This window comes from Methylogaea oryzae (genome assembly GCF_019669985.1).
Taxonomy (GTDB): domain Bacteria; phylum Pseudomonadota; class Gammaproteobacteria; order Methylococcales; family Methylococcaceae; genus Methylogaea; species Methylogaea oryzae.
Genome location: NZ_AP019782.1, coordinates 3,213,990 through 3,234,660, shown reverse-complemented (window position 1 = coordinate 3,234,660; position 20,671 = coordinate 3,213,990). Strand labels below are relative to the sequence as shown.

Below are 20,671 nucleotides of genomic sequence, written 5' to 3'. Positions count from 1 at the left end.
CCGTTCATCGTAAACGACACTTGGACTCCGGTTCGTCGAAGCCCAGGGTGTCCATTTCGTTCTTCTGGTGCAGGAACCCTTCCAGCGGCGCCACCGCTACCAGGGAGCGGCTGTCGGCCAGCAGCATGGGTTGGCGCAACTGGCCGTCCCAGCGGCGGAAGGATAGGGGCTTGCCTTTGAAACCGGCCAGGGCGAAGGCGTCGCTGCGCAGGTAGTCGCGCACCTTGGCGAATTCCACCGATTTCGCGCGGGTGGCGGCTTCGCCGACGGCGCGCACCGCCAGCCAGGCGGCGTAATCCTCGTCCTGCATCCAGCGGCCTGCCTGGGCGCGGAAGCGGTTTTGCAACTGCACCGCGCCCCATTGCTCGTGGGCGCGGTGCCAGGCGGCCGGCACCAGGCCTTGGGTGCCGGTCACCGGGCGCGGCAGCGAGGTGCGATAGGACAGGTAGTCGCCGAAGTCGCCCGCTTCGTCCGCCACCACCAGGATGTCGTAGTCCACGTCCTGGGTGAAGGACGCCACTTCCGACTGCGCCGTGCGGCGGGCGTCGTAGTCGTGGCTCCAGGCCCGTTCCTCGACGATTTTGACGCCGAATTTCTTGGCGGCACGCTTGTAGGCCGCCGCCAGCAGTTTGTCTTCCTCTGTCGGCCCGACCACCAAAAACCACTCTTTCCAGCGCTTGAAATGGCTGTATTGGGCCAAGGCGTCGGCGCGCATGGCGCGGCTGGGCATCAAGTGCAGGGTGTTGGCGCGGCATTGCTCGTTGCGCAAGGCATCGTCCGGGGCGGCCGCGTTGTAGATGAGGTCGTCCGCCGCTTCCGGTAAGTCGGCCAGCGTTAGCAGTTGCGCCGCCGGCAGGTCGACGATGACGTGGTGCGCGCCGTTGCCGGCCGTTTGTTTGTAAGCGCTCGCCACGTCGCCGTCCTGCGGCACCCGCACCTCTTTCAGCGTGAAATGCTGCTTGGTGAACTGGCCGGTGGTGTTGTTGTCGACAATGGCCAGTCGCGCGCCTTGCAGGCCTTTGTCCGTGACGACGGGGTCCAGGTTGGACAAAGCCGGCGGCGCTTCGTGTTCTTGGGTGAGGTAAACGATTTCCAGGGTTTGGCCCGTCGGCGCGGCGGGCGAAGCGGCCGGTTTGGTTTTGGGCGCGGCGGCGGCTTCCAGCGCCGTTAGTAGCGCCAGGCTGCAGAGCCAGCCGGTTTTGCGGAAAAGTGGGTGGGTTGCCATGCGGGGTCTTGTCCAATGGTGTCGCGTCGATTTCGCCAGCGTCCGGCGGCGTCAAAGCTTAGGCCACCGGGGCGTTTTCGTCAGCCATTTTGGCATAGGATGGATTGGGAAAAACTCCCGTTTCATGCGCTATTGCGTTCGTTTTTGCGCGGACGTATACTTCGGTCCAGGCTATAGAACAGCCGCTTACAAAAGAATTCCAACGGGCAAATTTTGGAGGTGATCGCTATGACCAAGTGGGAAAAACCGAGCTACACCGATCTGCGCTTCGGCTTCGAAGTGACGATGTACATCTACAACCGTTAATCGGTTGAGGATCGAAAAGGGGGCTGCGCGCGAGCGCAGCCCCCTTTTTCATTGCCTATGCCGCGTAGTGTTGTGCCTGTCGAACGCGGTATCGCTTCCTTAACAAGCCCAATCCCGCTCTGCCATAATAGCCGCCCATCATCAGCTTTCGAAACGGGCCGCTATCCCCATGAAAATCCGAGTCCTAGGCGCCGGCGCCGGCGGCGGCTTTCCCCAGTGGAATTGCAACTGCCACAACTGCCGCCGTATTCGCCACGGCGAAATGCAGGGCAAGAAGCGCACCCAGTCCTCCATCGCCGTCAGTTCCGACGGCCGCCGCTGGGCGCTGTTCAACGCCTCCCCCGACATCCGCAGCCAACTGGAAGCTTTCCAGGACTCCTGGCCCCGCGAGGGCGTACGCGACACCGGCATCCACGCCATCGTGCTCATCGACAGCCAGATCGACCACACCACCGGCCTGTTGATGCTGCGCGAATCCACCAAGCCGCTGGATATCTATTGCAGCGAAATGGTGCGGCAGGATCTGACCTCCGGCTTCCCGTTGTTCAACATGCTGCAGCACTACTGCGGCGTGAACCATCACGAATTGCCGCTGGACGGAAGCGCGTTCAGCATTCCCGGCATCGACGACCTGCGCTTCCACAGCCATAGCCTGAAGAGCAAGGCGCCGCCGTACTCGCCTCACCGCCACGATCCCCACGACGGCGACAATATCGGCGTCGTCGTCGAGCAGGTCTCCACCGGCCGTAAGCTGTACTACGCGCCGGGCCTGGGCGAAATCGAGCCGCACGTGGCGGCCGCCATGCAAGCCGCCGACTGCCTGCTGGTGGACGGCACCTTCTGGCAGCACGACGAAATGGGCCGCGCCGGCATCTGCGAAAAGCTGGCCCTGGACATGGGCCACCTGCCGCAATCCGGCCCCGGCGGCATGATGGAAACCCTGGGCGGCCTGCCCGCGGCGACCCGCAAAATCCTCATCCACATCAACAACACCAACCCGATCCTGGACGAGGCATCGAGCGAGCGGCAGCAGTTGACGGCGGCCGGCATCGAAGTGGCCTACGACGGCCTGGAAATCACCCTGTGAGGACGACCATGAGCGAACAACCAGCCTGGAGCAAGGAAGAATTCGAAGCCCAATTGCGGGCCAAGGACAAGTTCTACCACATCCACCATCCCTACCACGTGCTGATGGCGGAAGGGAAACTGGACCAGAAGCAGATCCAGGGCTGGGTGGCCAACCGCTTCTATTACCAGATCAAGATTCCGGTGAAGGACGCCAACATCCTGGCCAACTGCCCGGACCGCGACACGCGCCGCCACTGGATACAGCGCATCCACGACCACGATGGCTGGGGCGAGGACGCCGGCGGCATCGAAGCCTGGACCCGGCTCGGCATCGCCGTGGGCATCCCCCGCGAGGAGTTGTGGTCGCTTGAGCATGTATTGCCCGGCGTGCGTTTCGCCGTGGACGCCTACGTCAATTTTGCCCGCAACGCCCCCTGGCAGGAAGCGGCCTGCTCGTCCCTGACCGAGCTGTTCGCCCCCACCATCCACAAGCAGCGCCTGGCCGGCTGGCCGGAAAAATACCCATGGATCGCCCAGGACGGCCTCAAGTACTTCCAGAACCGCGTCAGCCAGGCCGGCCGCGACGTGATCCACGGCCTGGACATCACCCTCAACCACTTCACCACCCGGCCGCAGCAGGAACGCGCCCTGGAAATCCTCCAGTTCAAGCTGGACATCCTCTGGACCATGCTGGACGCCATGTGGCTGGCCTACGTCGACAACAAGCCGCCGTATTTCAACATCTAATAGCCCGTTACGCCGCCCTGGGGCGGCGGATCGCCAGCAGCGTGATATCGTCGGACTGGGGGTGGTCGCCGGCGAAGGCGTCCACTGCGGCGACGATGCGTTCGACGCAGGCGTCGGTGTCGTGCGCCGCGATGCCGGCGAGTAAATGCCGCAGCGTGTCGTCGCCGAAAATGCCGCCGTCGGCCGCTTCGGCTTCGGTGACTCCGTCGGTGTAGAGCAGCAACAGACTACCGGCGGGAAAATCCCGCTCGCCCACTTTGTATTGCAGGCCGGGGAATAGGCCCGCCAGGGGGTTGCGCGGTTCTTCGATGAATACCGGCGCGGCGTCAGGCGGTTGCAGCAGGGGCGGATTGTGTCCGACGTTGACGTAGTGCAGGCGATTTTGCTTCAGGTCGACGATGGCGCAGAACAGGGTGACGAACTGCTCGGCTTCGTTGGACTGGCTGAGCAGGTCGTTGCTGCGGGCGGCCAGGCGCGCCAGATGGCGCTCGGCGTCCGCCTCCGGGCGCAGCGCTTCGCTGCGCAGTACGGTGAGGGTGCGCACCATGAACAGGGCGGCGGGCGTGCCTTTGTTGCAGACGTCGCCGATAGCGACGAACAGCCGGCCGTCGCTTAAAGGGAAAGCGTCGTAAAAATCACCGCCCACATGGCGCGCAGCGCGCATGAAGCCGCGGCCTTGGATGCCGGCTAGGCCGGCGAACAGCGGCGCCGCCGGCAGCATGCTGGATTGGATCTGGCGGGCCACGTCCAGTTCCCGCTGCAAGGATTCCAGCTCCATGGCGGCGCGCAGGCGGGCAATGATTTGCTCGTTGCTGTGCCGCATGCGCTCGGACAGCACCACGATCAGGTTGCGGGCGATGGTGGGGACGCCAAGCACCGGGCCGAGAAATACGTCCTCGGGAATGGTCAGCAAGCGTCCTTGGCTGGTTGCCACCACCCAGGCGGAGGTGGGCTTGCCGTCGGCCACCGATAGCTCGCCGACGCATTCCCCGACGCCCACTTCGATGCCGGTGCGGGATTCCGGGCCGTCCAGGCGCACTTCCAGCTTTCCCTCGATGACCACCAGCACTTGGCGGTGGTGGCGGCCGGCGTGGAACAACACTTCTCCGGGCGAGCAATAGCGCAGCTCGCAGCGAGCGAGGAGGCTCTCCACGTCCCGGTAGGGCACGTCGCGGAACAGCGCGATGCGCGAAATGAAGCCCAGGATGCGGCGATCCTCGCCGCTGCGCCAGTCCTGCTCGACGCGGCCGCCGTCGCTTCGCGGCCACGGCGGCGGGGCGTCCCGGCCGCAGCGGCGTTCCTGTTGGCGCGGCGTACGCGATCTGGAGCCGATGCAGACGGTGACCCGGTTGCGGCCGGCGCTACGTTCGTAGTGCAAGGCGTCGGCGAACTGCCGCGCCAGGTAAACGCCCAGGCCGACGCTGCGGGCGGCTTCCAGCGAGTCCGGCAAGGGCGGCGCCGGCAGCGCCAGGGGATCGAAAGGCAGGCCCTCGTCGATGAGCGTTAAGGCCGCCGAGCCATGCTCTAGCCGCAGTTCCAGGCGGATTTCGCCGACCTCGCCGCCATAGGCGTGATCGGCGATGTTGGCCATCAGTTCGTTGGCGCAGAGGTCCAGCTGGAATGACCGTTCTCCGCCCAGCCCTTGGCGTTCTCCCAGGTTCCTCAGCCAGGCGCAGGCCTCGGCAATGGCGGCCGGGGTGCTTTGCAGTGTGAGCCGGTGCGGGAGCGGGGGCTCGGTCATCCGGCAAGGCCGGCGTGGGCGGTCGCCACGTCGTCGTAAATGGAGATCAGCTGGTCGATGCCGGCCATTTCCAACACCTTGCGCACCATGGGCTGGGGCGCGGCCAACACCAGCTTGCCGCCCCGGTTGGCTTGCGCCCGGGCCGACGTGATGAGCAGGCGTATGCCGATGGAGGACAGGAAGGTGACGCCGGACAGGTCCAGCAGGATGTTCCCGGGCCGCAGGGTGGTGGCGAAGGAAAACGGTTGTTCGATGGCTTGCGTACCCATGACGTCTAGCCGGCCGGTGAGGGTCAGCTGGGTGACGTCGCCGGGCAGCGTGGTGGACTCGAATTGCATCGGAAGTTCTCCTGAACAGGGTTGATCCGCCGCATCGGCGGCGGGTGGGGATTTTTAAGCGTGAATATTACGGGAAAACGGCCGCTCCATGACAGTTTTGGCGGTGGCCGCTGGCGTACAGCCGGTTGAAAACGCCGCGGTGGTGGCCCCGGCCGTCTTGTCTCGCTGCCGTTGGGCGATCGCGCTAGCATAGGGCGCATGTTGCGCTATCTCCTGTTTCTCAACTTCACCCAGGCTCACCGCATCAGCGCTTGGTTTCGCGCCCGGTTCAGTCCGCTGGGGCATTTTTTGCTGGCGATTCTGCTGGGGGCCGGCGTGTTCGGCTTCAACACTCGCGCGGCCGCCACCTATCAATTGTTTACCTGGCTGCTGGCGTTGTTCGGCTTGGCTTGGCTGTGGAGCGAGCTGGGGCGGCGTGCGCCTTTGTCCGTTGCGGTGGAACGCTTGTTGCCCCGTTACGCCACCGTGGGCGAAACCTTGCGTTACAGCCTGGTGTTGCGCAACGACGGCAAGCGCGTGCAGCGCGGCCTGAGTTTGCTGGACCAGTTGGCCGGGGGGAGTCCGGACTGGGAGGAATTCATCGGCGCTGTCGATCCGCAGGATGCCCAACGCAACGGCTTCGACCGCTACGTCGGTTTTCCCCGCTGGCAATGGCTGCTGCGTTCCAAACGCGGCGCCAGTTTGGAGGAGCGGCCCTTGCCGGCGCTGCCGCCGGGGCAACGGGTGGCGATTGAGGCGGAGTTGTTGCCGTTGCGGCGCGGCCGGCTGCAATTCGCCGGGTTTTGTCTATACCGGCCCGAGCCTTTCGGCCTGCTGCGCAGCCGCCATGCGCTGAGCTTGCCCCAGGCTTGTTGCGTACTGCCCCGTTGCCATGCCGTATCGCCCCTGCCGCCGGCCCACGGACGCGCCTACCAACGCGGCGGCGTGGCTCTGGCCAATGCGGCGGGGGAGTCGGAGGAGTTCATGTCTTTGCGCGAATATCGCCGGGGCGACGCCTTGCGCAACGTGCATTGGCGCAGTTCCGCCAAATTCGGGCGCTGGGTGGTGAAGGAATTCCGCGACGAATATTTCGTGCGCCGCGCCTTGGTGCTGGATACGTTCTGTCCGCCGGGCCGGACGGAGGACTTTGAGGCGGCGGTTTCGGTCGCGGCGTCCCTGGCGGCGGCCGATGGCCGGGGGGATGCCTTGTTAGACCTGATGTTCGTGGAGCGGCAAGCCCATTGTTTCACCGCCGGTCGCGGCGTGGCGCAGATTTCGGCGTTGCTGGAGGTGTTGGCCGGTGTGCAGCCCAGCCGCCGGGCGGAGTTCGCGCAACTGTCGCAAAACGTCTTGCGCCGGGCCGCCGCGCTGAGCAGCGTGGCGTGCGTGCTGCTGGACTGGGACCGTCCGCGCCGGGAGTTGGTTGACGCGCTGGTGGGCTTGGGCATGCCGGTGGCGGTCTTGCTGGTGCGCGAGGCGGAGCCGCCGCCGCTTGCCAATCCGGCCCTGTTTTTGCGCCACGTTCGCCCCAGCCGTTTGGCCGCCGATCTACTGTGGCGATGAACTATCCGCCTTTGCTGTTGCCGTTGGCCCTGTTGTTGTGGGGCTGGCGCGGCGATGCGCCCTTGGCCGCCGCCACGATTCTGGCGTTGGTCGCGGTCGCCGGCCGCAGCCCGTGGCGTTGGCGAATGGAGGCGGCCCAGTACCACCGCGTGGGGGATTTGACCGCGTTGCTGTTTCTGGGGGCTGTCGGTTATTTCATCGCGGCGGGCGGCGACATCCTGCCGGTTTACTCCTTGTTGCACTGGCTGCCGGCCATATTCGCGCCGCTGTTGTTGGCCCAGTTGTACGGCAGCGGCGAGTTGCTGCCGTTGAGCGCCTTGTTTTACTCCCTGCGCCGATACGGTGGCGCGGGGGTGGCGCGAACCTTGGATTTTCGTTTGCCTTATGCCTTTCTGTGCGCCCTGGCCGCCGGCAGCGGCGACGCCGGCGACTTCGGGTATTTTTCCGCCGTCGGCGGGCTGTTGCTGTGGACCGTCTGGCGCAACCGGCCGCGGCGCTCGTCCGATACCGTATGGTTGCTGTGGTTCGCGTTGGCCGCAGTGCTGGGCTACAACGGCCAATTGGGCCTGCGCGCATTGCAGGGCAGCCTGGAGGATTGGGCCATGGAATGGTTGGCCGATGCGGACACGGATCCGTTCAAAGCGCAGACCGCGATCGGCGACGTGGGCGACCTCAAATTGTCGGGCCGCATCGTCATGCGGGTGGAGGCTTCGGCGCCGCTATCCCAGGCGTTGTTGTTGAAGGAAGCGTCTTACGATCGCTACGCCGGCCAAAGCTGGCTGGCCGTCAACGCGCCTTTCGCGCCCTACATCGTGGCGCCGCCGGGGGGTGACGCTGCCCGTCTGGTGGTGCTGCGCACCGTCCATCAGCGCAGCGTGTTGTTGCCGCTGCCGGCCGGGTTGCGGGGGCTGGAAGTTCCTTCGCGGGCGGATTTGCGGCGCAATCGCCTGGGAGCGGTGAAGTGGCTGGATGCTCCGCCGGTGGTGCGGTATGGCGCGGCATATGGCACCGACGACTTAGGGCGCGAGCCGCCCACGATCGAGGACACTCGCCTGCCGGCCGACGTGGCCCGGTTGTTGGAGCCTGTGGTGGAGCGGTTGGGATTGCGCGCGGCGTCGCCCCAGCGGGCGGTGGCGTTGTTGGCGGATTGGTTTGCGCACGATTTCGGCTACAGCCTGTATTTGGGGCGCCAGGTCAACAGCCATGCGGCCTTGGAGGATTTTCTCTATCGCCGTAAAGCGGGCCATTGCGAATATTTTGCGACGGCTACCGCACTGTTGCTGCGTGCGGCCGGCGTGCCGGCTCGCTTTGTCGTGGGGTATTCGGTGCAGGAGTTCAGTTCGGCGGAGCGGCTTTACGTCGTGCGGCAGCGCCATGCCCATGCTTGGACCGAAGCCTATGTGGGCGACGCCTGGCGCGTGTTGGACAACACGCCTTCCCGCTGGGTGCAGGACGAGGCGCGAACCGATCCCTGGTGGCAGCCGGTGGCGGATTGGGGTTCCCGCTGGCACGCGGCTTTCAAACTGTGGCGTTGGGAGCGCGCGCAGCAACCGCAGGAGCAAGGCTTGCCCCTGTGGGGGTGGCTGGTGCTGCCCCTCGGCCTATGGCTGGCCCGCAGGCTGTACCGCGCTCGCCAACGCGAAACGGGCACGGCTGCGCCTGCCGCGAAAGGCATCGGAGCGGCTCCGGCGGACGCCGAATACGGCCGCTTTGAGCAAAGCCTGCTAAATGCGGGCCATCCGCCGCGCCAGCCGGGCGAAACGCCGTTGCGCTGGTTGCGGCGGTTGGGTTTGCACCGGTACGAGGACGCGATCCGCGCCTATTACCGGCGGCGTTACGGTTAGGGTATGGACGGGGTTAGCCTTTGGCGCCCAGAACTTCCAGCTTTACCCTGGCGGTGCCGGCTCGGACGAAGCCGAGTTCCAGCGCGGCTTGCTTGGAAAGATCCAGCAGCCGATTGTGCGCCCGCGCCCGGTCATTGACCCGCACCACCACGGATTTGTGGTTGCGCAAGTTGGTGACTCGCAAGCGGGTGCCGAAAGGCAGCTTGCTGTGGGTCGCCGTCAGTTTGGCGTTGTCGTAGCGTTCGCCACTGGCCGTCGGACGGCCTTGGTATTGATCGCTGTAGTAAGAAGCCAGGCCTATTTGCTGATGCGAATTGGCTTGGGGTTTTTGGATTGAGCCCTTGGCTGAAACAACCGAGCAGGCCGATAGCAGAGAAACCGACAGAATCGATTTAGCTACTAATTTCATAGAATTAGTCATTCATCACCTCTGTGGCTAATAAGTAGCCGATGCCGATTCTACCAAAGCCGATTTCGGACGTAAAGTTTTTTCTATGTCTGCGGCCCGCGTCACAGAGCGGGCAAGCGAATGGTTAACGGATGCGCATTTGGCGCGAAAGGGCGAGTGCTTCGCTCGCCGTGGCGCCGTTCCCGTGTTTTTCCCTTGAAAAATTTTCGCTCGTCCCTATTTCGATGGGGGCAAGCCGACAAAGATTTTCCCTGCCGGCAAAGCGCCGTTTAGCCCGAAGTCTGCATGAGCGAGCGATGCGACTGGATACCCCCAACTCGACGCGGGAGTGCGTCGAGCCCTTTTGATCCCGCCTTAGCGCGGGATTTTTTTTGCTGATGCGGTTATCGGCGGGAGGGGCGTTCTGGCTGGTTAGTTCAGGTCGGTGAAGATCAGGAGCTGGACGAAGAGTTGGATTTTCATATTGGCTTCCGCGCCGACCGAGGTGAATTCCACGCCGAAACGATAGCGTTCCCTGTCGTGTTTGCGGCTCACCACCTTGGCGTACGTTTCCTTGACCGGGTAGTCCACCAAAGGCAGGTCGAAGTCCAGCTTGAGCTCGGAATACAGCGGCAATGGGTGATCCACTTCGATCAGCACGCCCTGGTAGCCGATGTCGCGGATGACGCCGTTAAAAGATTCCGGCAAGACGATGCCGGCGTCGATCATTTGGTAGCGGAAGGGCAGTTTCACTTCTACCCGATGGCTGCGGCGTATCTCTTGGCGGGGTACTTTGAGGTGCAAGGGCGGAATGGCGAGGACTTCGCGCAAGCTCACCGGTTGGGGTTTGCCTTTGACGTGGATGTCCATGGGAGGGCCGGCCTCGACGAAGTCCTTACAGCGTTCGTATGTGTTCTGGCTGATCAGCACTTGGCCGCGCAGGCTGAAAGCCTCTATGCGGGAGGCCAAATTGACTTCGTCGCCGATTACCGTGTACTCGGAATAATGTTCCGATCCCAAAGTGCCGGCCAGCACGTCGCCGGTATTGATACCGATGCCCATATACAGCTCGGGCAGGCCTTCGTCCCTGTGGACGAGGTTGAGCGCGCTCATGGCCTGCTGCATTTCCACCGCGCAAACGATGGCCCTCTGCACGTCGTCGGCACGGCTCACCGGCGCGCCGAACAACACCATGATGGAATCGCCCATGAATTTGTCGATGCTGCCTTGATGCCGGTAGATGATCTCGCTCATCTTGATCAGGCAAGGGTTGAGCATCCGTATGACGGTTTCGGCGGGATGGCCGGCGGCGATGGCGGTGAAGCCCCGCAGGTCGGCCAGCAGGATGGTGACTTCCTGATGGAGGAAGTCCTGTTCCAATAGGAGGGGGCGGGAGCGGTCATCCGTGTCCCGCAACAGCGCTTCGAGTTCCGCCTCTCCCGCCAGGCTCAAGGGCCGCCCGGTGTCGCGAGCGACCACGGACTGGATTCGCTGCAACAGTTGCCGGACGGCGGCGGCTTTCACGGGGGAGAGGCCGGCTCGCTGCTATTGCCCCGTGGGTTTGCTGCGGCCGGCCATGGGAGTGTAATCGGTTTGGCCGTTGCCGGTGTAAATCTGCCGGGGGCGGGCGATTTTGTTGGCCATGGTCTGGTTTTGCTCCCACCAGTGGGCGATCCAGCCGGGCAATCGGCCGATGGCGAAAATCACCGTGAACATATTGGTGGGGATTCCTAAGGCGCGCAGGATGATGCCGCTGTAGAAGTCCACGTTGGGGTAGAGCTTGCGTTCGATGAAATAGGGGTCTTGCAGGGCGATTTCTTCCAGCTTGCGGGCGATGTCCAGCAACGGATCGGTGCGGCCCAGGTTGGCCAGCAGCTTTTCCGCCGCCTCGCCCAGCATTTTGGCGCGGGGATCGAAGTTCTTGTAGACGCGGTGGCCGAAGCCCATGAGGCGGGTGTTGCCTTCCTTGGCCTTGGCGCGGCGGACGTATTCTTCCGGGGTGACGTTGCCCTGGTGGATTTGCTCCAGCATGCACAGCACCTCCACGTTGGCGCCGCCGTGCAGCGGTCCCCACAGGGCGCAGACGCCGGCGGCGCAGGAGGCGAACAGGTTTGCCTGGCTGGAACCCACCATGCGCACGGTGGAGGTGGAGCAGTTTTGTTCGTGGTCGGCGTGCAGGATGAGCAGCAGGTTGAGGGCGTTGCGCACCACCTCGTCGCACTGGAACTGGTCGTAGGGCTGGGAAAACATCATGTGCAGGAAATTGGGCACATAACGCAGCTTGGCGTCGGGATAGATGTAGGGCAGGCCCTGGGAATGGCGGTAGGCGTAGGCGGCGATGGTGCGGATTTTGCTGATCAGCCGCGCGGACGCCAGGCGCAGGGAGTCGTGGCCGTCCAGTTCCAGATGTTCGGGATAGAAACAGGACAGGGCGTTGATCATGGCGGACAAAATCGCCATGGGCGGCGCCGCGCGGGGGAAGCCCTCGAAGTGCAGCTTCATGCCCTCGTCCAGGTTGGCGTTGGCGTTGAGGTCGGCGGCGAAGCCGCGGTATTCCTCTTCCGTGGGCAACCGGCCGAAAATCAGCAGCCAAGCCACTTCGATAAAATTGGGGCCGTTGCCGAATTGCTCGATGGGAATGCCCCGGTAGCGCAGGATGCCCTGGTCGCCGTCGATATAGGTGATGTTGCTCAAGCAACTGCCGGTGTTGCCGTAGCCGGGATCCAGGGTGATATAGCCGGTTTGGCTGCGCAGGTCGCGGATATCGATGGCTCGCTCTCCCTCCGTGCCGTGCACGATGGGGAGTTGGTAGCTGACATCGTCAAGTACTAAGGTGGCGGTTGATGACATGGTGTAGCCCTCGTGGCTGAATTTTGGCGATTTCTGGGTAGAACGGTAACACGTAATAAAAAAGGCGACCAAGAGGCCGCCTTTTATTTACTTCGGCGCCGGCCTCGTTCAGGAAGGGTGCGCTCGGCTTTTGGCGTAATCGGCGATCTTTTCCGATAGCTTTTCCAATAGCTTGCCGAAGCCTTCGGCTTCGATGATGTGCTCGTACTGGGCGCGTTTGGTGGCCAAGTCGCTGATGCCGTCCACCACGATGTTGATGATGCGCCACTGGTCGCCGGCCTTGTTCATGACGTATTCGAACTTGTGGACCGGTTCGCCGGGGGCGGTCAGGTTGTAGCGCACGGTGACGAATTTGCCCTTGGCTTCTTCCGAGTCGAACTTGAATTCTTCGCCGGCGTAACTGTCGAATTGGGCCGCGTAGGTGGCGATGCTGTATTCGGTCAGTTTTTTCACCAGTTCGGCTTTTTCCGGATCGCTCAGGGCTTTCCAGCGGGTCATGCCGATGGCCAGCTTGGAAATCGCCTCGAAATCGTGGGTTTCCAGCACGACCGGGCTCAACGCTTTCTGTCGCCCTTCGTAGCCGAGGGATTTGGCGTTTTTCATGGCGCTGATCAAGGCGTTGTCCAGCTTGATCACCGGCTCGCGGGCGCCGCTGTTCTCTTCGCCCATGGCCAGACAGGAAGTCCCCAGTAACAGCACAGCTAGGATCAGTTTTCGCACGCGCTTACTCCGTAACCGTCAAACAATTGTCATATCATATCCCGGCCGTCCCCAGATTTCTAACCGCAATCGGCCGGGCCCGGCCGCCTGTGTTAAAATCACGGCAGCAATCGGGACGCCCGCCACCCTATCCTCCCTCCATGGCCGCCAGCATTATCAACGACCGCAAGATCGAGCACATTGCTATCGTGCAGAACGACGAGCAGTCGGATCGGCGTCGCTATTATTTCGACCAAGTGCACTTGGCGCATCGGGCGCTGCCGGAAATCGCTCCGGAAGATGTGGATACGACCACGGAATTCCTCGGCAAGAAATTAAGTTTCCCCCTGCTGATTTCCGCCATGACCGGCGGCGATCACGTCCTGCTGGAGCGCATCAACGCCAACTTGGCGGCGGCCGCCGAAGCCGCCGGCGTGGCCATGGGGGTGGGGTCGCAACGGGTGATGTTCGGCAGCCCCGCGGCCGAGCGTACTTTCGCGCTGCGGAGCCACGCGCCCAGCGCAGTGTTGCTGGCCAATTTGGGCGCGGTGCAGCTCAATTACGGCTTCGGCTTGGATCAGTGCCGCCGGGCGGTCGAGGTGCTGGGCGCCGATGCTTTGTGCCTGCACTTGAATCCGTTGCAGGAGCTGGCGCAGCCCGAGGGCGATACGGATTTCCGCGGCATCGCCGCCAAAATCGGCGAGGTGGCGCGGCAACTGCCGGTGCCGGTCATCGTCAAGGAAGTCGGCTGCGGCATCAGCCCCACGGATGCGCAAAAGCTGCGCGAGCAGGGGATCCGTTACCTGGACGTGGCCGGCAGCGGCGGCACTTCCTGGAGCCGCATCGAGCACCACCGCCATGGCGGCGATGGCGACGACTCCCTGGGCCTGACGTTCCAGGACTGGGGAATTCCCACGCCGCTGGCTCTCAGCCAGTTGCGCGGTCAGGGCGACGACATCACTCTGATCGGTTCCGGCGGCATTCGCCACGGCATCGATATGGCTAAGGCCATGGTGCTGGGCGCCAGCTTGTGCGGCATGGCCGCTCCGTTTCTCAAACCGGCCATGCAGTCGGCGGAGGAAGTCGTCCAAGTCATCGAACGGCTGCGCCAGGAATTCCGTGCCGCCATGTTCCTGCTGGGCGTCACTTCCGTGCGGCAACTGGTGGGCAACGAAGCGCTGCTGTTGCGCTACTGACATTGCCGAAACCGGCCCCTTGGCCTAGTATCCTGGAAAAACGATCAACTATTCCATGTCCACCAATACACCCGCTTCCGCAATGCACGATGTACACCGTTTCGAAGATACCCGGCGCATCGCCATCGACCGGGTCGGCATCAAGGATATCCGCCATCCCTTGACGGTGCTGGGGCGCGATGGGCAGGCCCAGTCCACCGTGGCGACGTTCAATATGTACGTGGACTTGCCCCATCACCAGAAGGGCACGCACATGTCGCGCTTCGTGGAGATGCTCAACTCGGACATCGTGCAGCTGGACATCGCCGCGTTCGGCCAGTTGGCCGGCGCCATGGCGCAGAAGCTGGAGGCGGAGCAGGGGTATCTGCAGGCGGAATTCCCTTATTTCGTGCGCAAGCAAGCGCCCATCAGCGGCGTCCCCAGCTGGCTGGACTACCAGGTGACCGTCACCGGCTTGTGGTGCGACGGCCAGGCTGAGCTGCGTCTCAAAGTATTGATTCCCGTCACCAGCCTGTGTCCTTGCTCGAAAAAAATTTCCGAGTACGGCGCCCATAATCAACGCTCCCACGTCACGCTGACCGTGCATCCGTGCGCGCCCTTGTGGATCGAGGACTTGATCGAGCTGGCGGAAAAAGAGGCTTCCGCCGAGCTGTACGGCTTGCTGAAGCGCGCCGACGAAAAGTTCGTCACCGAGCAGGCCTACAACAACCCCAAGTTCGTGGAAGACACGGTGCGCGACATCGCCGCCCGCTTGGATGCCGACCAGCGGGTGGGGTATTACAAGGTGGAAACGGAAAACTTCGAATCCATCCACAACCACTCCGCCTACGCCATGATCGAAAGGCGAAAAAGCGCTTAAGGCCCGATGGCAGCGCGCGCCGCCCGCTCGCCCCGTTGGTGTTGGCGCGCCGTTTCCACTATGATTTCGCCCCTGACGCCCCGCCCGGGGGCATAACGCCATAAAAAAGAAAAAAACGCGCTCCGCCAGGATAGCCCTATGAAGACGCCAGTCCAAATCGCCGTCACCGGCGCTGCAGGGCAAATCACCTACGCATTGTTGTTCCGCCTCGCCGCCGGCGATTTTCTCGGTCCGGACCAGCCGGTGGTGCTGCGCCTGCTTGAAGTGCCCGCGGCCATGGACTCCATGCAGGGCGTGGTGATGGAGCTGGAGGACTGCGCGTTTCCCTTGCTGCGCGGCGTGGTGACCACCTCCGATCCCCGCGTGGCGTTCGAGAACGCCGATTACGCTTTTCTGGTGGGCGCCAAGCCCCGTGGCGAAGGCATGGAGCGCAAAGATCTGCTGGAGGTCAACGCGCAGATTTTCAGCGTGCAGGGCAAGGCGCTCAACGACGTCGCCCATCCCGACGTCAAAGTGCTGGTGGTGGGCAATCCAGCCAACACCAACGCGCTCATCGCCCAGCGCAACGCGCCGCGGCTGGATCCTTCCAATTTCTCCGCCATGACGCGCTTGGATCACAACCGCTCGGTGAGCCTGTTGGCCAGCCATTGCAGCGTGCCGGTGACCGACATCCGCCGGGTCATCATCTGGGGCAACCACTCCTCCACCCAATACCCCGACATCCACCACGCCATCGTCGGCGGCGATCGCGCCACCAGCCGGGTGGACCGGCAATGGTACGAAACCCTTTTCATCGAAACCGTCCAGCAGCGCGGTTCCGCCATCATCAAAATCCGCGGCAAATCCAGCGCCGCCTCCGCCGCCAATGCCGCTTTGGAGCATATGCGCACCTGGGTGGCAGGCACCGCCGACGGCGATTGGGTCAGCATGGTCATTCCCAGCGACGGCAGCTATGGCATCGAGCCGGGCCTGATGTTTTCCTATCCGGTCACCATCGAGGACGGCCGGCACCGCATTGTCCAGGGATTGGACATCGACGATTTCAGTCGCCGCATGCTGGCCGCCACCGAAGCGGAGCTGAAAAGCGAACGGGACGCCGTCGCCGCCCTGCTCTAAGCCGTTCGCGCGCCGGCCCGCTTCATTCCTCGCGCCGCCGCACTGTAAAATCCGCAGTCCATCAACTGTTTCGGATCAATCGGCCATGGCGCATCCCGACGCAAACCTCAGCGACATCCTGAACACCGCCATCGGCATCGCCCGCCATGCCGGCGGCATCCTGCGCGAAGGCCAAGCCGCCATGCGGGCGCAGCGGGGCGGGGCGCTGAAGTTCAAGAGCAGCGACATCGATCCCGTGACCGAATACGACCTGCGCAGCGAGCAATACATCGTCGGCGAACTGCGCCGGCTGTACCCCGGTCACCGCATCGTCGGCGAAGAAGGCGGCGAATATGCCGGCGACGGCCCGCAGTCGCAACCCTACACCTGGTACATCGACCCGCTGGACGGCACCGTCAATTTCGCCCACGGCTTTCCCATGTACTGCGTTTCCATGGGGCTGGCCGTGGAGGGCGAGCCGGCTTTGGGCGTAATCTACAACCCCGCCACGGACGAGATGTTCGCCGCCGCCCAGGGTTGCGGCGCCACGCTGAACGGCGCGCCGATCCGCGTTTCCGCGACGTCGGCATTGAGCCGGGCGCTGCTGATCACCGGTTTTGCTTACGATACCCATACCAGCGACAGCAATATGGGCAATTTTCTCGCGTTCCAGCGCAGCGCCCAGGCCACCCGCCGCATCGGCTCCGCCGCCCTCAACCTGTGCTACACCGCCACCGGCCAGTTGGACGGCCATTGGGAAATGAAGGTGCAGCCCCACGACATCGCCGCCGGCATCGTGCTGGTGCGGGAAGCCGGCGGCACGGTCACCGACTTCGACGGCGGCGACACCATGATCGCCTCCGGCCGCATCGTTTCCAGCAACGGCTTGATCCACGCCGCCATGCTGGCCGTGCTGCAAGCCGCCGGCGATCGCGGCTGAGGCGGCGCGCGGCCCATGCGCATCGCCATCCAAACCTGGGGTTCCAACGGCGATATCCGCCCCATGTTGGCCTTGGCCGGCGGTTTGGCGCGGCGCGGACACGCGGTGACGCTGGTCGTGAGCAGCCTGGACAACCGTTACTACACCGCCGAAGCGGCCCAGCTGGGCATCGCCTACCGCCAAGTGCCGGAGCGCATGGAGTTCGACATGGAGGACTTCGCCCGGCGCACGTTTCGCATGCACGGCCTGCAATGGTTGCGGGCGTTGCTGGACGAGGCGCTGTTTCCGTATGAGGACCTGATTTTCCAAATCGGCCTCGAATTGGCCGACAGCCATGACGTGCTGATCGGCCATCATTTCCTCTATCCGGTCAAATTGGCCGCCCGGCTAAAGCGCAAGCCCCACGTGTCGGTGACTTTGTGCCCGGCGGCGATTCCAACGCCCACCCAGCCGCCCATGCACTGTCCCGATTTGGGGGCGTGGGGTAATCCTTGGCTGTGGCGATTGGCCCACCGCCTGTTCAATTGGTATTTGCGGCCCATGGAGCGCTTGTGGCGCGAGCACGGCCAGCCGCCCGTCCGCCAAGTGTTCGAAGACCAGCTCGCCTCCGACCGTTTGGACTTGGTGGCGGCCGAGCCGCTCTTCTGCGCCGGGCTGGAGCCTTCCGCCCCCCACCGGATTTGCGGCGTATTCAACTGGCAGGACGATGCGCAGGCCTGGACGATGCCGGACGGCTTGCGCGCTTTTCTGGACGAAGGCGACGCTCCGGTTTATTGCACGTTCGGCAGCCTGCAACAGGCCATGCCGGAGTGGTGCATGGATTTGTTCGTCGCCGCCGTCGCCAAGGTCGGTTGCCGCGCCATCGTCCAGACCGGCTCAGCGCGTTTTCCAGCGGATACCCGTCTGGGGGACTGCTACTTTGTCGGCCGCCATCCTCACCAACCGGTGTTCGAGCGCTGCCGCGCCGTGGTGCACCACGGCGGCGCCGGCACCACCCAGGCCGCCAGCCGCGCCGGTTGCCCGTCGGTGGTGGTGTCGTTCATGGACGAGCAGTTGTTCTGGGGGCAGCGGTTGCACGCCTTGGGATTGGCGCTGCCGCCGCTGCCCGCCAAGCGGGCCAATGCCGACCGGCTGGCGCAACGCATTCGAGCCGTGCTCGACGATCCCGCCATGCGGCAGCGGGCGCTGGATATCCGCCGCCGCATGGCGGGGGGCGACGGCGTGGCGGAGGCGGTGCGCCGCATCGAAGCGCTGGGGGCGGCAGCCGATTGAACCTTGAGCGCCGCCGCCGACGGCGAGTCGGAGGGGGCGCAAACGCCGGGGGCTAGGCCGCTCAGGCCCGGCCTTCCGTCAGAAGAAACGGGCGTTGACCCAGAAATGCACGGCGATGCTGGCGAAGTAGCCCAGTAGGATCACCGGCATCCAGCGCATGTGGTAGCCGAAGGTGTAGATGCCTTTGATCTGCCCCAGCAGGCCCACGCCGGGGGCAGAGCCGATGGCCAGCAGGCTGCCGCCGACGCCCAGGGTCAAGGTCAGCAGCAGCCATTGTCCGATGGGCATGTCGGGGTGCATGTTCAGCACCGCGAACATCAAGGTGCCGTTGTCGATGAATGCCGAGGAAAGGCCGATGAGGATGTTGGCGATGGTGGTGTTGATTTCGCCGAACAGGTAGTGGGCGATGGCGTCCAGGTAGCCGACAAAGCCCAGGGCGCCGATGATCATCATCGCCCCGTAGAAAAACAGCAGGGTGTCCCATTCCAGATTGCCGATCTTCTGGAAGATGTCGTAGTTGCGGTCGTCCAGCCAGGCAGCGGGCCGCGGCTCGTCGATAACGCCGTCCGTTTCCCGGTCCTTGGCGGTTTTCAGCAGGTAGAAACTGAACATCTGCAGCAAGGCCAGGCCCGCCATCATGCCCGCCGCCGGGGGCAGTTCCAGGTAGACGTTGGACAGCACGGTGATGACCAGGGTCAGGGCGAAGAGCGCGATGATGCGTTTGCTGCCGCGCTTCAGATTGACGGTTTGCTTGGACATCAGCGGCACTTCCTTGGGCACGAAGAAGTGCATGATCGCGGCCGGCACGAGGAAATTGACCAGGCAAGGGATGAACAGCGTCAGGAAGTCGGCGAAATGCAGGATGTGGTGCTGCCAAACGAACAGCGTCGAGATACCGCCCAGGGGGCTGAAAGACCCGCCGGCGTTGGTGGCGCTGACGATGTGCACGCAGGCCAGTCCCACGAAGCGGTGGTTGTTTTTGCCCACCGCCATGGCGATGGTTCCCATCAAGAGCCCCACGGCCAGGCCGCTGACCACCGCCGAAAGAAAGAACGCCAGCGTGCCCAGTATCCAGAACAGCTGCTGATAGCTGTATTGCCGGTTGAGCAGCCAAATTCTCATTCCATCGAAGATGCCCCGCTCTTCCATGGCGTTGAGGTAGGTCATGGAAACCAGGATGAACAGCAAGAGTTCCACATAGGCGAGCAGATTGCTCTCGAATCCGGTAACAGCGGCCTTGGCATTGCCCTGCATGGCGTAGTAGATGCAAATGGCAAACCATACCAGGGCCGCGCCCAGCACCATGGGTTTCGATTTGCGCAGCTCGATGACATCCTCGGTCATGGCTGCCACGTAAGCCAGGAAAGTGATCGCCAGGGACAAATAGCCGACGATGTGATTGGTCAAGTCCATCGGCAACGCCGGTTGCAGGCTGGGCGCGTCGCCCGCGAAAACCAGGGTGGGCATGAGCAATAGGGACAACAGGCCAAACGATGTTTTCATCATGGGGTCGGCAGTGGTTCGAATGGGGGTGGAGAGCGTCGCGCGCGCCCGGAGACGCGGCGGGTGCGCCGGTCGGCGCGCAACACGCGGTCGCGAATACGCGGCGGCGGCTGGTAAATTCGTTGTTCGCCGCAGGGCCGTTGGGCGTCAGATGGCCCCGCGACGCACGAATTGTACCAGCGAAAGCGATGGCCCGAAATCCGGGCCGTGGAGGGGAGGGTTAGAACTGGCGCACCCCGCAGGCGACGCCCCAGGCCGTCGCCCAGCGCGCGGCTTGTCGTTTATCGATTTTGGACGTGGCGCGGGCCGCCCGGTCGATAGCCAGGCCTACGCGGCGGACGGCGTAGATGCGCTGCTGACAGCTATCGCGCTTCAAGTCAAGGCTTGGCCAGCAGGTTGTCGATTTGTCTTTCGGCCTCGGCCCAATAAGCCTTGGCGTCTCCGGCGAAGCCGTCCCGTTGGGCGATGTAATAGGCCGCGACTTCCGTCATTTTGTAACGTTCCTCCGGCGACACGTGTGCGCCGGCGGGCGCCGCCGGTTTTTTGGCCGCGGCCCTTTTCGGAGCGGCGGCGGCTTTGGTCTTCGGGACTGCGTCGCCGGCGCTTTTCTTGTTGGCGGAAGCCGGGCGTCGGGTTGCCGGTTTGCTTTTGGGTTCGTTCATTGGGTCGCTCCGGTAAATGGATGGGGACGGCGCGGCCGCTCAGTCGGCCGGCAGTTTCGTCAAGTGGACGCCGTGGTCGAGTCCGTACCGCTTGGCTTCCTCCGTGACGTACAGGTCATGGCTTTTTATTTCCGTCTCCACGCCGGCTTGGACGATTTGAATGGCGTCGTGCAGCAACGGCGGTTTGGCGCATTGCCTGCACTCGTGGCAACGGTATTCGCCCACCACCAGGTATTTGGTTTTGTGCGAGCCGGCCGCGTGGATTTTCATGCAATACCCGTGCGAGTCCACGCTCAATGCGTTCGAGTAAATCACGACTCGCGGTGCCGGCGAGGCCGCGTCGGCGGCTTGATCCGTTCCCATCGGATTGATTCTATAGACGAACAAGGACGCATT

21 protein-coding genes are annotated in these 20,671 nt (G+C 63.7%); 10 read left to right on the top strand and 11 right to left on the bottom strand.

What is annotated here, in order from left to right; translation table 11 throughout:
- Positions 1-4: 4 nt before the first annotated feature.
- Positions 5-1,225, bottom strand: a complete 1,221-nt coding sequence (locus K5607_RS14285; RefSeq protein WP_221047408.1) for an ABC transporter substrate-binding protein — start codon at positions 1,223-1,225, stop codon at positions 5-7.
- A gap of 228 nt (positions 1,226-1,453) precedes the next feature.
- On the opposite strand from K5607_RS14285, the gene pqqA reads away from it, so the two are divergent.
- From pqqA to pqqC, 3 genes are all read left to right on the top strand, one after another.
- Positions 1,454-1,531 (top strand): pyrroloquinoline quinone precursor peptide PqqA, encoded by a 78-nt coding sequence (pqqA, locus tag K5607_RS14280; protein WP_054774272.1) that lies wholly within the window; start codon positions 1,454-1,456, stop codon positions 1,529-1,531.
- Between the two features lie 169 nt (positions 1,532-1,700).
- Positions 1,701-2,618 carry a pyrroloquinoline quinone biosynthesis protein PqqB gene (pqqB, locus tag K5607_RS14275; RefSeq protein ID WP_221047407.1) on the top strand — a complete coding sequence of 306 codons (918 nt, stop codon included), beginning with the start codon at positions 1,701-1,703 and terminating at the stop codon, positions 2,616-2,618.
- Between the two features lie 8 nt (positions 2,619-2,626).
- Positions 2,627-3,346, top strand: coding sequence for a pyrroloquinoline-quinone synthase PqqC (gene pqqC, locus K5607_RS14270; protein WP_221047406.1), 720 nt, complete (start codon positions 2,627-2,629; stop codon positions 3,344-3,346).
- A gap of 7 nt (positions 3,347-3,353) precedes the next feature.
- Here the strand turns inward: pqqC and K5607_RS14265 are convergent, their stop codons facing one another.
- Positions 3,354-5,087 carry a SpoIIE family protein phosphatase gene (locus K5607_RS14265; RefSeq protein WP_221047405.1) on the bottom strand — a complete coding sequence of 578 codons (1,734 nt, stop codon included), beginning with the start codon at positions 5,085-5,087 and terminating at the stop codon, positions 3,354-3,356.
- Entirely contained in the window at positions 5,084-5,425 is a 342-nt protein-coding gene (locus tag K5607_RS14260; RefSeq protein ID WP_054774800.1) for an STAS domain-containing protein, read from the bottom strand. The genes K5607_RS14265 and K5607_RS14260 overlap by 4 nt, the downstream gene beginning before the upstream one ends.
- A gap of 198 nt (positions 5,426-5,623) precedes the next feature.
- Here K5607_RS14260 and K5607_RS14255 point away from each other — a divergent pair, with 198 nt between their 5' ends.
- Both K5607_RS14255 and K5607_RS14250 read left to right on the top strand, forming a co-directional pair.
- Positions 5,624-6,967, top strand: a complete 1,344-nt coding sequence (locus tag K5607_RS14255; RefSeq protein ID WP_221047404.1) for a DUF58 domain-containing protein — start codon at positions 5,624-5,626, stop codon at positions 6,965-6,967.
- Positions 6,964-8,811: a transglutaminase-like domain-containing protein gene (locus tag K5607_RS14250; RefSeq protein ID WP_221047403.1), complete on the top strand. Its 1,848-nt coding sequence runs from the start codon at positions 6,964-6,966 to the stop codon at positions 8,809-8,811. The genes K5607_RS14255 and K5607_RS14250 overlap by 4 nt, the downstream gene beginning before the upstream one ends.
- A gap of 13 nt (positions 8,812-8,824) precedes the next feature.
- Here K5607_RS14250 and K5607_RS14245 read toward each other — a convergent pair whose 3' ends face one another.
- From K5607_RS14245 to K5607_RS14230, 4 genes are all read right to left on the bottom strand, one after another.
- Complete coding sequence (locus K5607_RS14245; RefSeq protein ID WP_054773516.1) at positions 8,825-9,220, bottom strand: septal ring lytic transglycosylase RlpA family protein; 396 nt, start codon at positions 9,218-9,220, stop codon at positions 8,825-8,827.
- A gap of 411 nt (positions 9,221-9,631) precedes the next feature.
- The gene (locus K5607_RS14240) at positions 9,632-10,723 is read right to left on the bottom strand and encodes an adenylate/guanylate cyclase domain-containing protein (RefSeq protein ID WP_221047402.1); all 1,092 of its coding nucleotides are present in this window, start codon (positions 10,721-10,723) and stop codon (positions 9,632-9,634) included.
- Between the two features lie 21 nt (positions 10,724-10,744).
- Positions 10,745-12,049, bottom strand: coding sequence for a citrate synthase (locus K5607_RS14235; RefSeq protein ID WP_221047401.1), 1,305 nt, complete (start codon positions 12,047-12,049; stop codon positions 10,745-10,747).
- A 108-nt stretch (positions 12,050-12,157) separates the two neighbouring features.
- Positions 12,158-12,769, bottom strand: a complete 612-nt coding sequence (locus tag K5607_RS14230) for an ABC transporter substrate-binding protein (protein ID WP_156302416.1) — start codon at positions 12,767-12,769, stop codon at positions 12,158-12,160.
- 140 nt (positions 12,770-12,909) lie between these two features.
- On the opposite strand from K5607_RS14230, the gene fni reads away from it, so the two are divergent.
- The 5 genes from fni to K5607_RS14205 all read left to right on the top strand — a co-directional run bounded on the left by fni (position 12,910) and on the right by K5607_RS14205 (position 18,110).
- Positions 12,910-13,944, top strand: coding sequence for a type 2 isopentenyl-diphosphate Delta-isomerase (fni, locus tag K5607_RS14225; RefSeq protein ID WP_173586041.1), 1,035 nt, complete (start codon positions 12,910-12,912; stop codon positions 13,942-13,944).
- Between the two features lie 82 nt (positions 13,945-14,026).
- Positions 14,027-14,803, top strand: a complete 777-nt coding sequence (gene folE2 / locus K5607_RS14220) for a GTP cyclohydrolase FolE2 (protein WP_217994952.1) — start codon at positions 14,027-14,029, stop codon at positions 14,801-14,803.
- A 138-nt stretch (positions 14,804-14,941) separates the two neighbouring features.
- Positions 14,942-15,919, top strand: coding sequence for a malate dehydrogenase (locus tag K5607_RS14215; protein WP_054773519.1), 978 nt, complete (start codon positions 14,942-14,944; stop codon positions 15,917-15,919).
- Between the two features lie 85 nt (positions 15,920-16,004).
- Positions 16,005-16,838, top strand: a complete 834-nt coding sequence (locus K5607_RS14210; RefSeq protein ID WP_054773520.1) for an inositol monophosphatase family protein — start codon at positions 16,005-16,007, stop codon at positions 16,836-16,838.
- Between the two features lie 15 nt (positions 16,839-16,853).
- Positions 16,854-18,110: a glycosyltransferase gene (locus tag K5607_RS14205; protein ID WP_221047400.1), complete on the top strand. Its 1,257-nt coding sequence runs from the start codon at positions 16,854-16,856 to the stop codon at positions 18,108-18,110.
- A 78-nt stretch (positions 18,111-18,188) separates the two neighbouring features.
- On the opposite strand, the gene nhaD is transcribed toward K5607_RS14205, so the two are convergent.
- The 4 genes from nhaD to K5607_RS14185 all read right to left on the bottom strand — a co-directional run bounded on the left by nhaD (position 18,189) and on the right by K5607_RS14185 (position 20,545).
- On the bottom strand, positions 18,189-19,613 hold the full coding sequence (nhaD, locus tag K5607_RS14200; protein ID WP_221047399.1) for a sodium:proton antiporter NhaD: 1,425 nt from the start codon (positions 19,611-19,613) through the stop codon (positions 18,189-18,191).
- A gap of 220 nt (positions 19,614-19,833) precedes the next feature.
- The gene (locus tag K5607_RS14195) at positions 19,834-19,989 is read right to left on the bottom strand and encodes a hypothetical protein (RefSeq protein ID WP_156302258.1); all 156 of its coding nucleotides are present in this window, start codon (positions 19,987-19,989) and stop codon (positions 19,834-19,836) included.
- A gap of 1 nt (position 19,990) precedes the next feature.
- Positions 19,991-20,275, bottom strand: coding sequence for a DUF2934 domain-containing protein (locus K5607_RS14190; protein WP_221047398.1), 285 nt, complete (start codon positions 20,273-20,275; stop codon positions 19,991-19,993).
- A gap of 39 nt (positions 20,276-20,314) precedes the next feature.
- Positions 20,315-20,545 carry a hypothetical protein gene (locus K5607_RS14185; protein WP_156302259.1) on the bottom strand — a complete coding sequence of 77 codons (231 nt, stop codon included), beginning with the start codon at positions 20,543-20,545 and terminating at the stop codon, positions 20,315-20,317.
- Between the last annotated feature and the right edge of the window lie 126 nt (positions 20,546-20,671).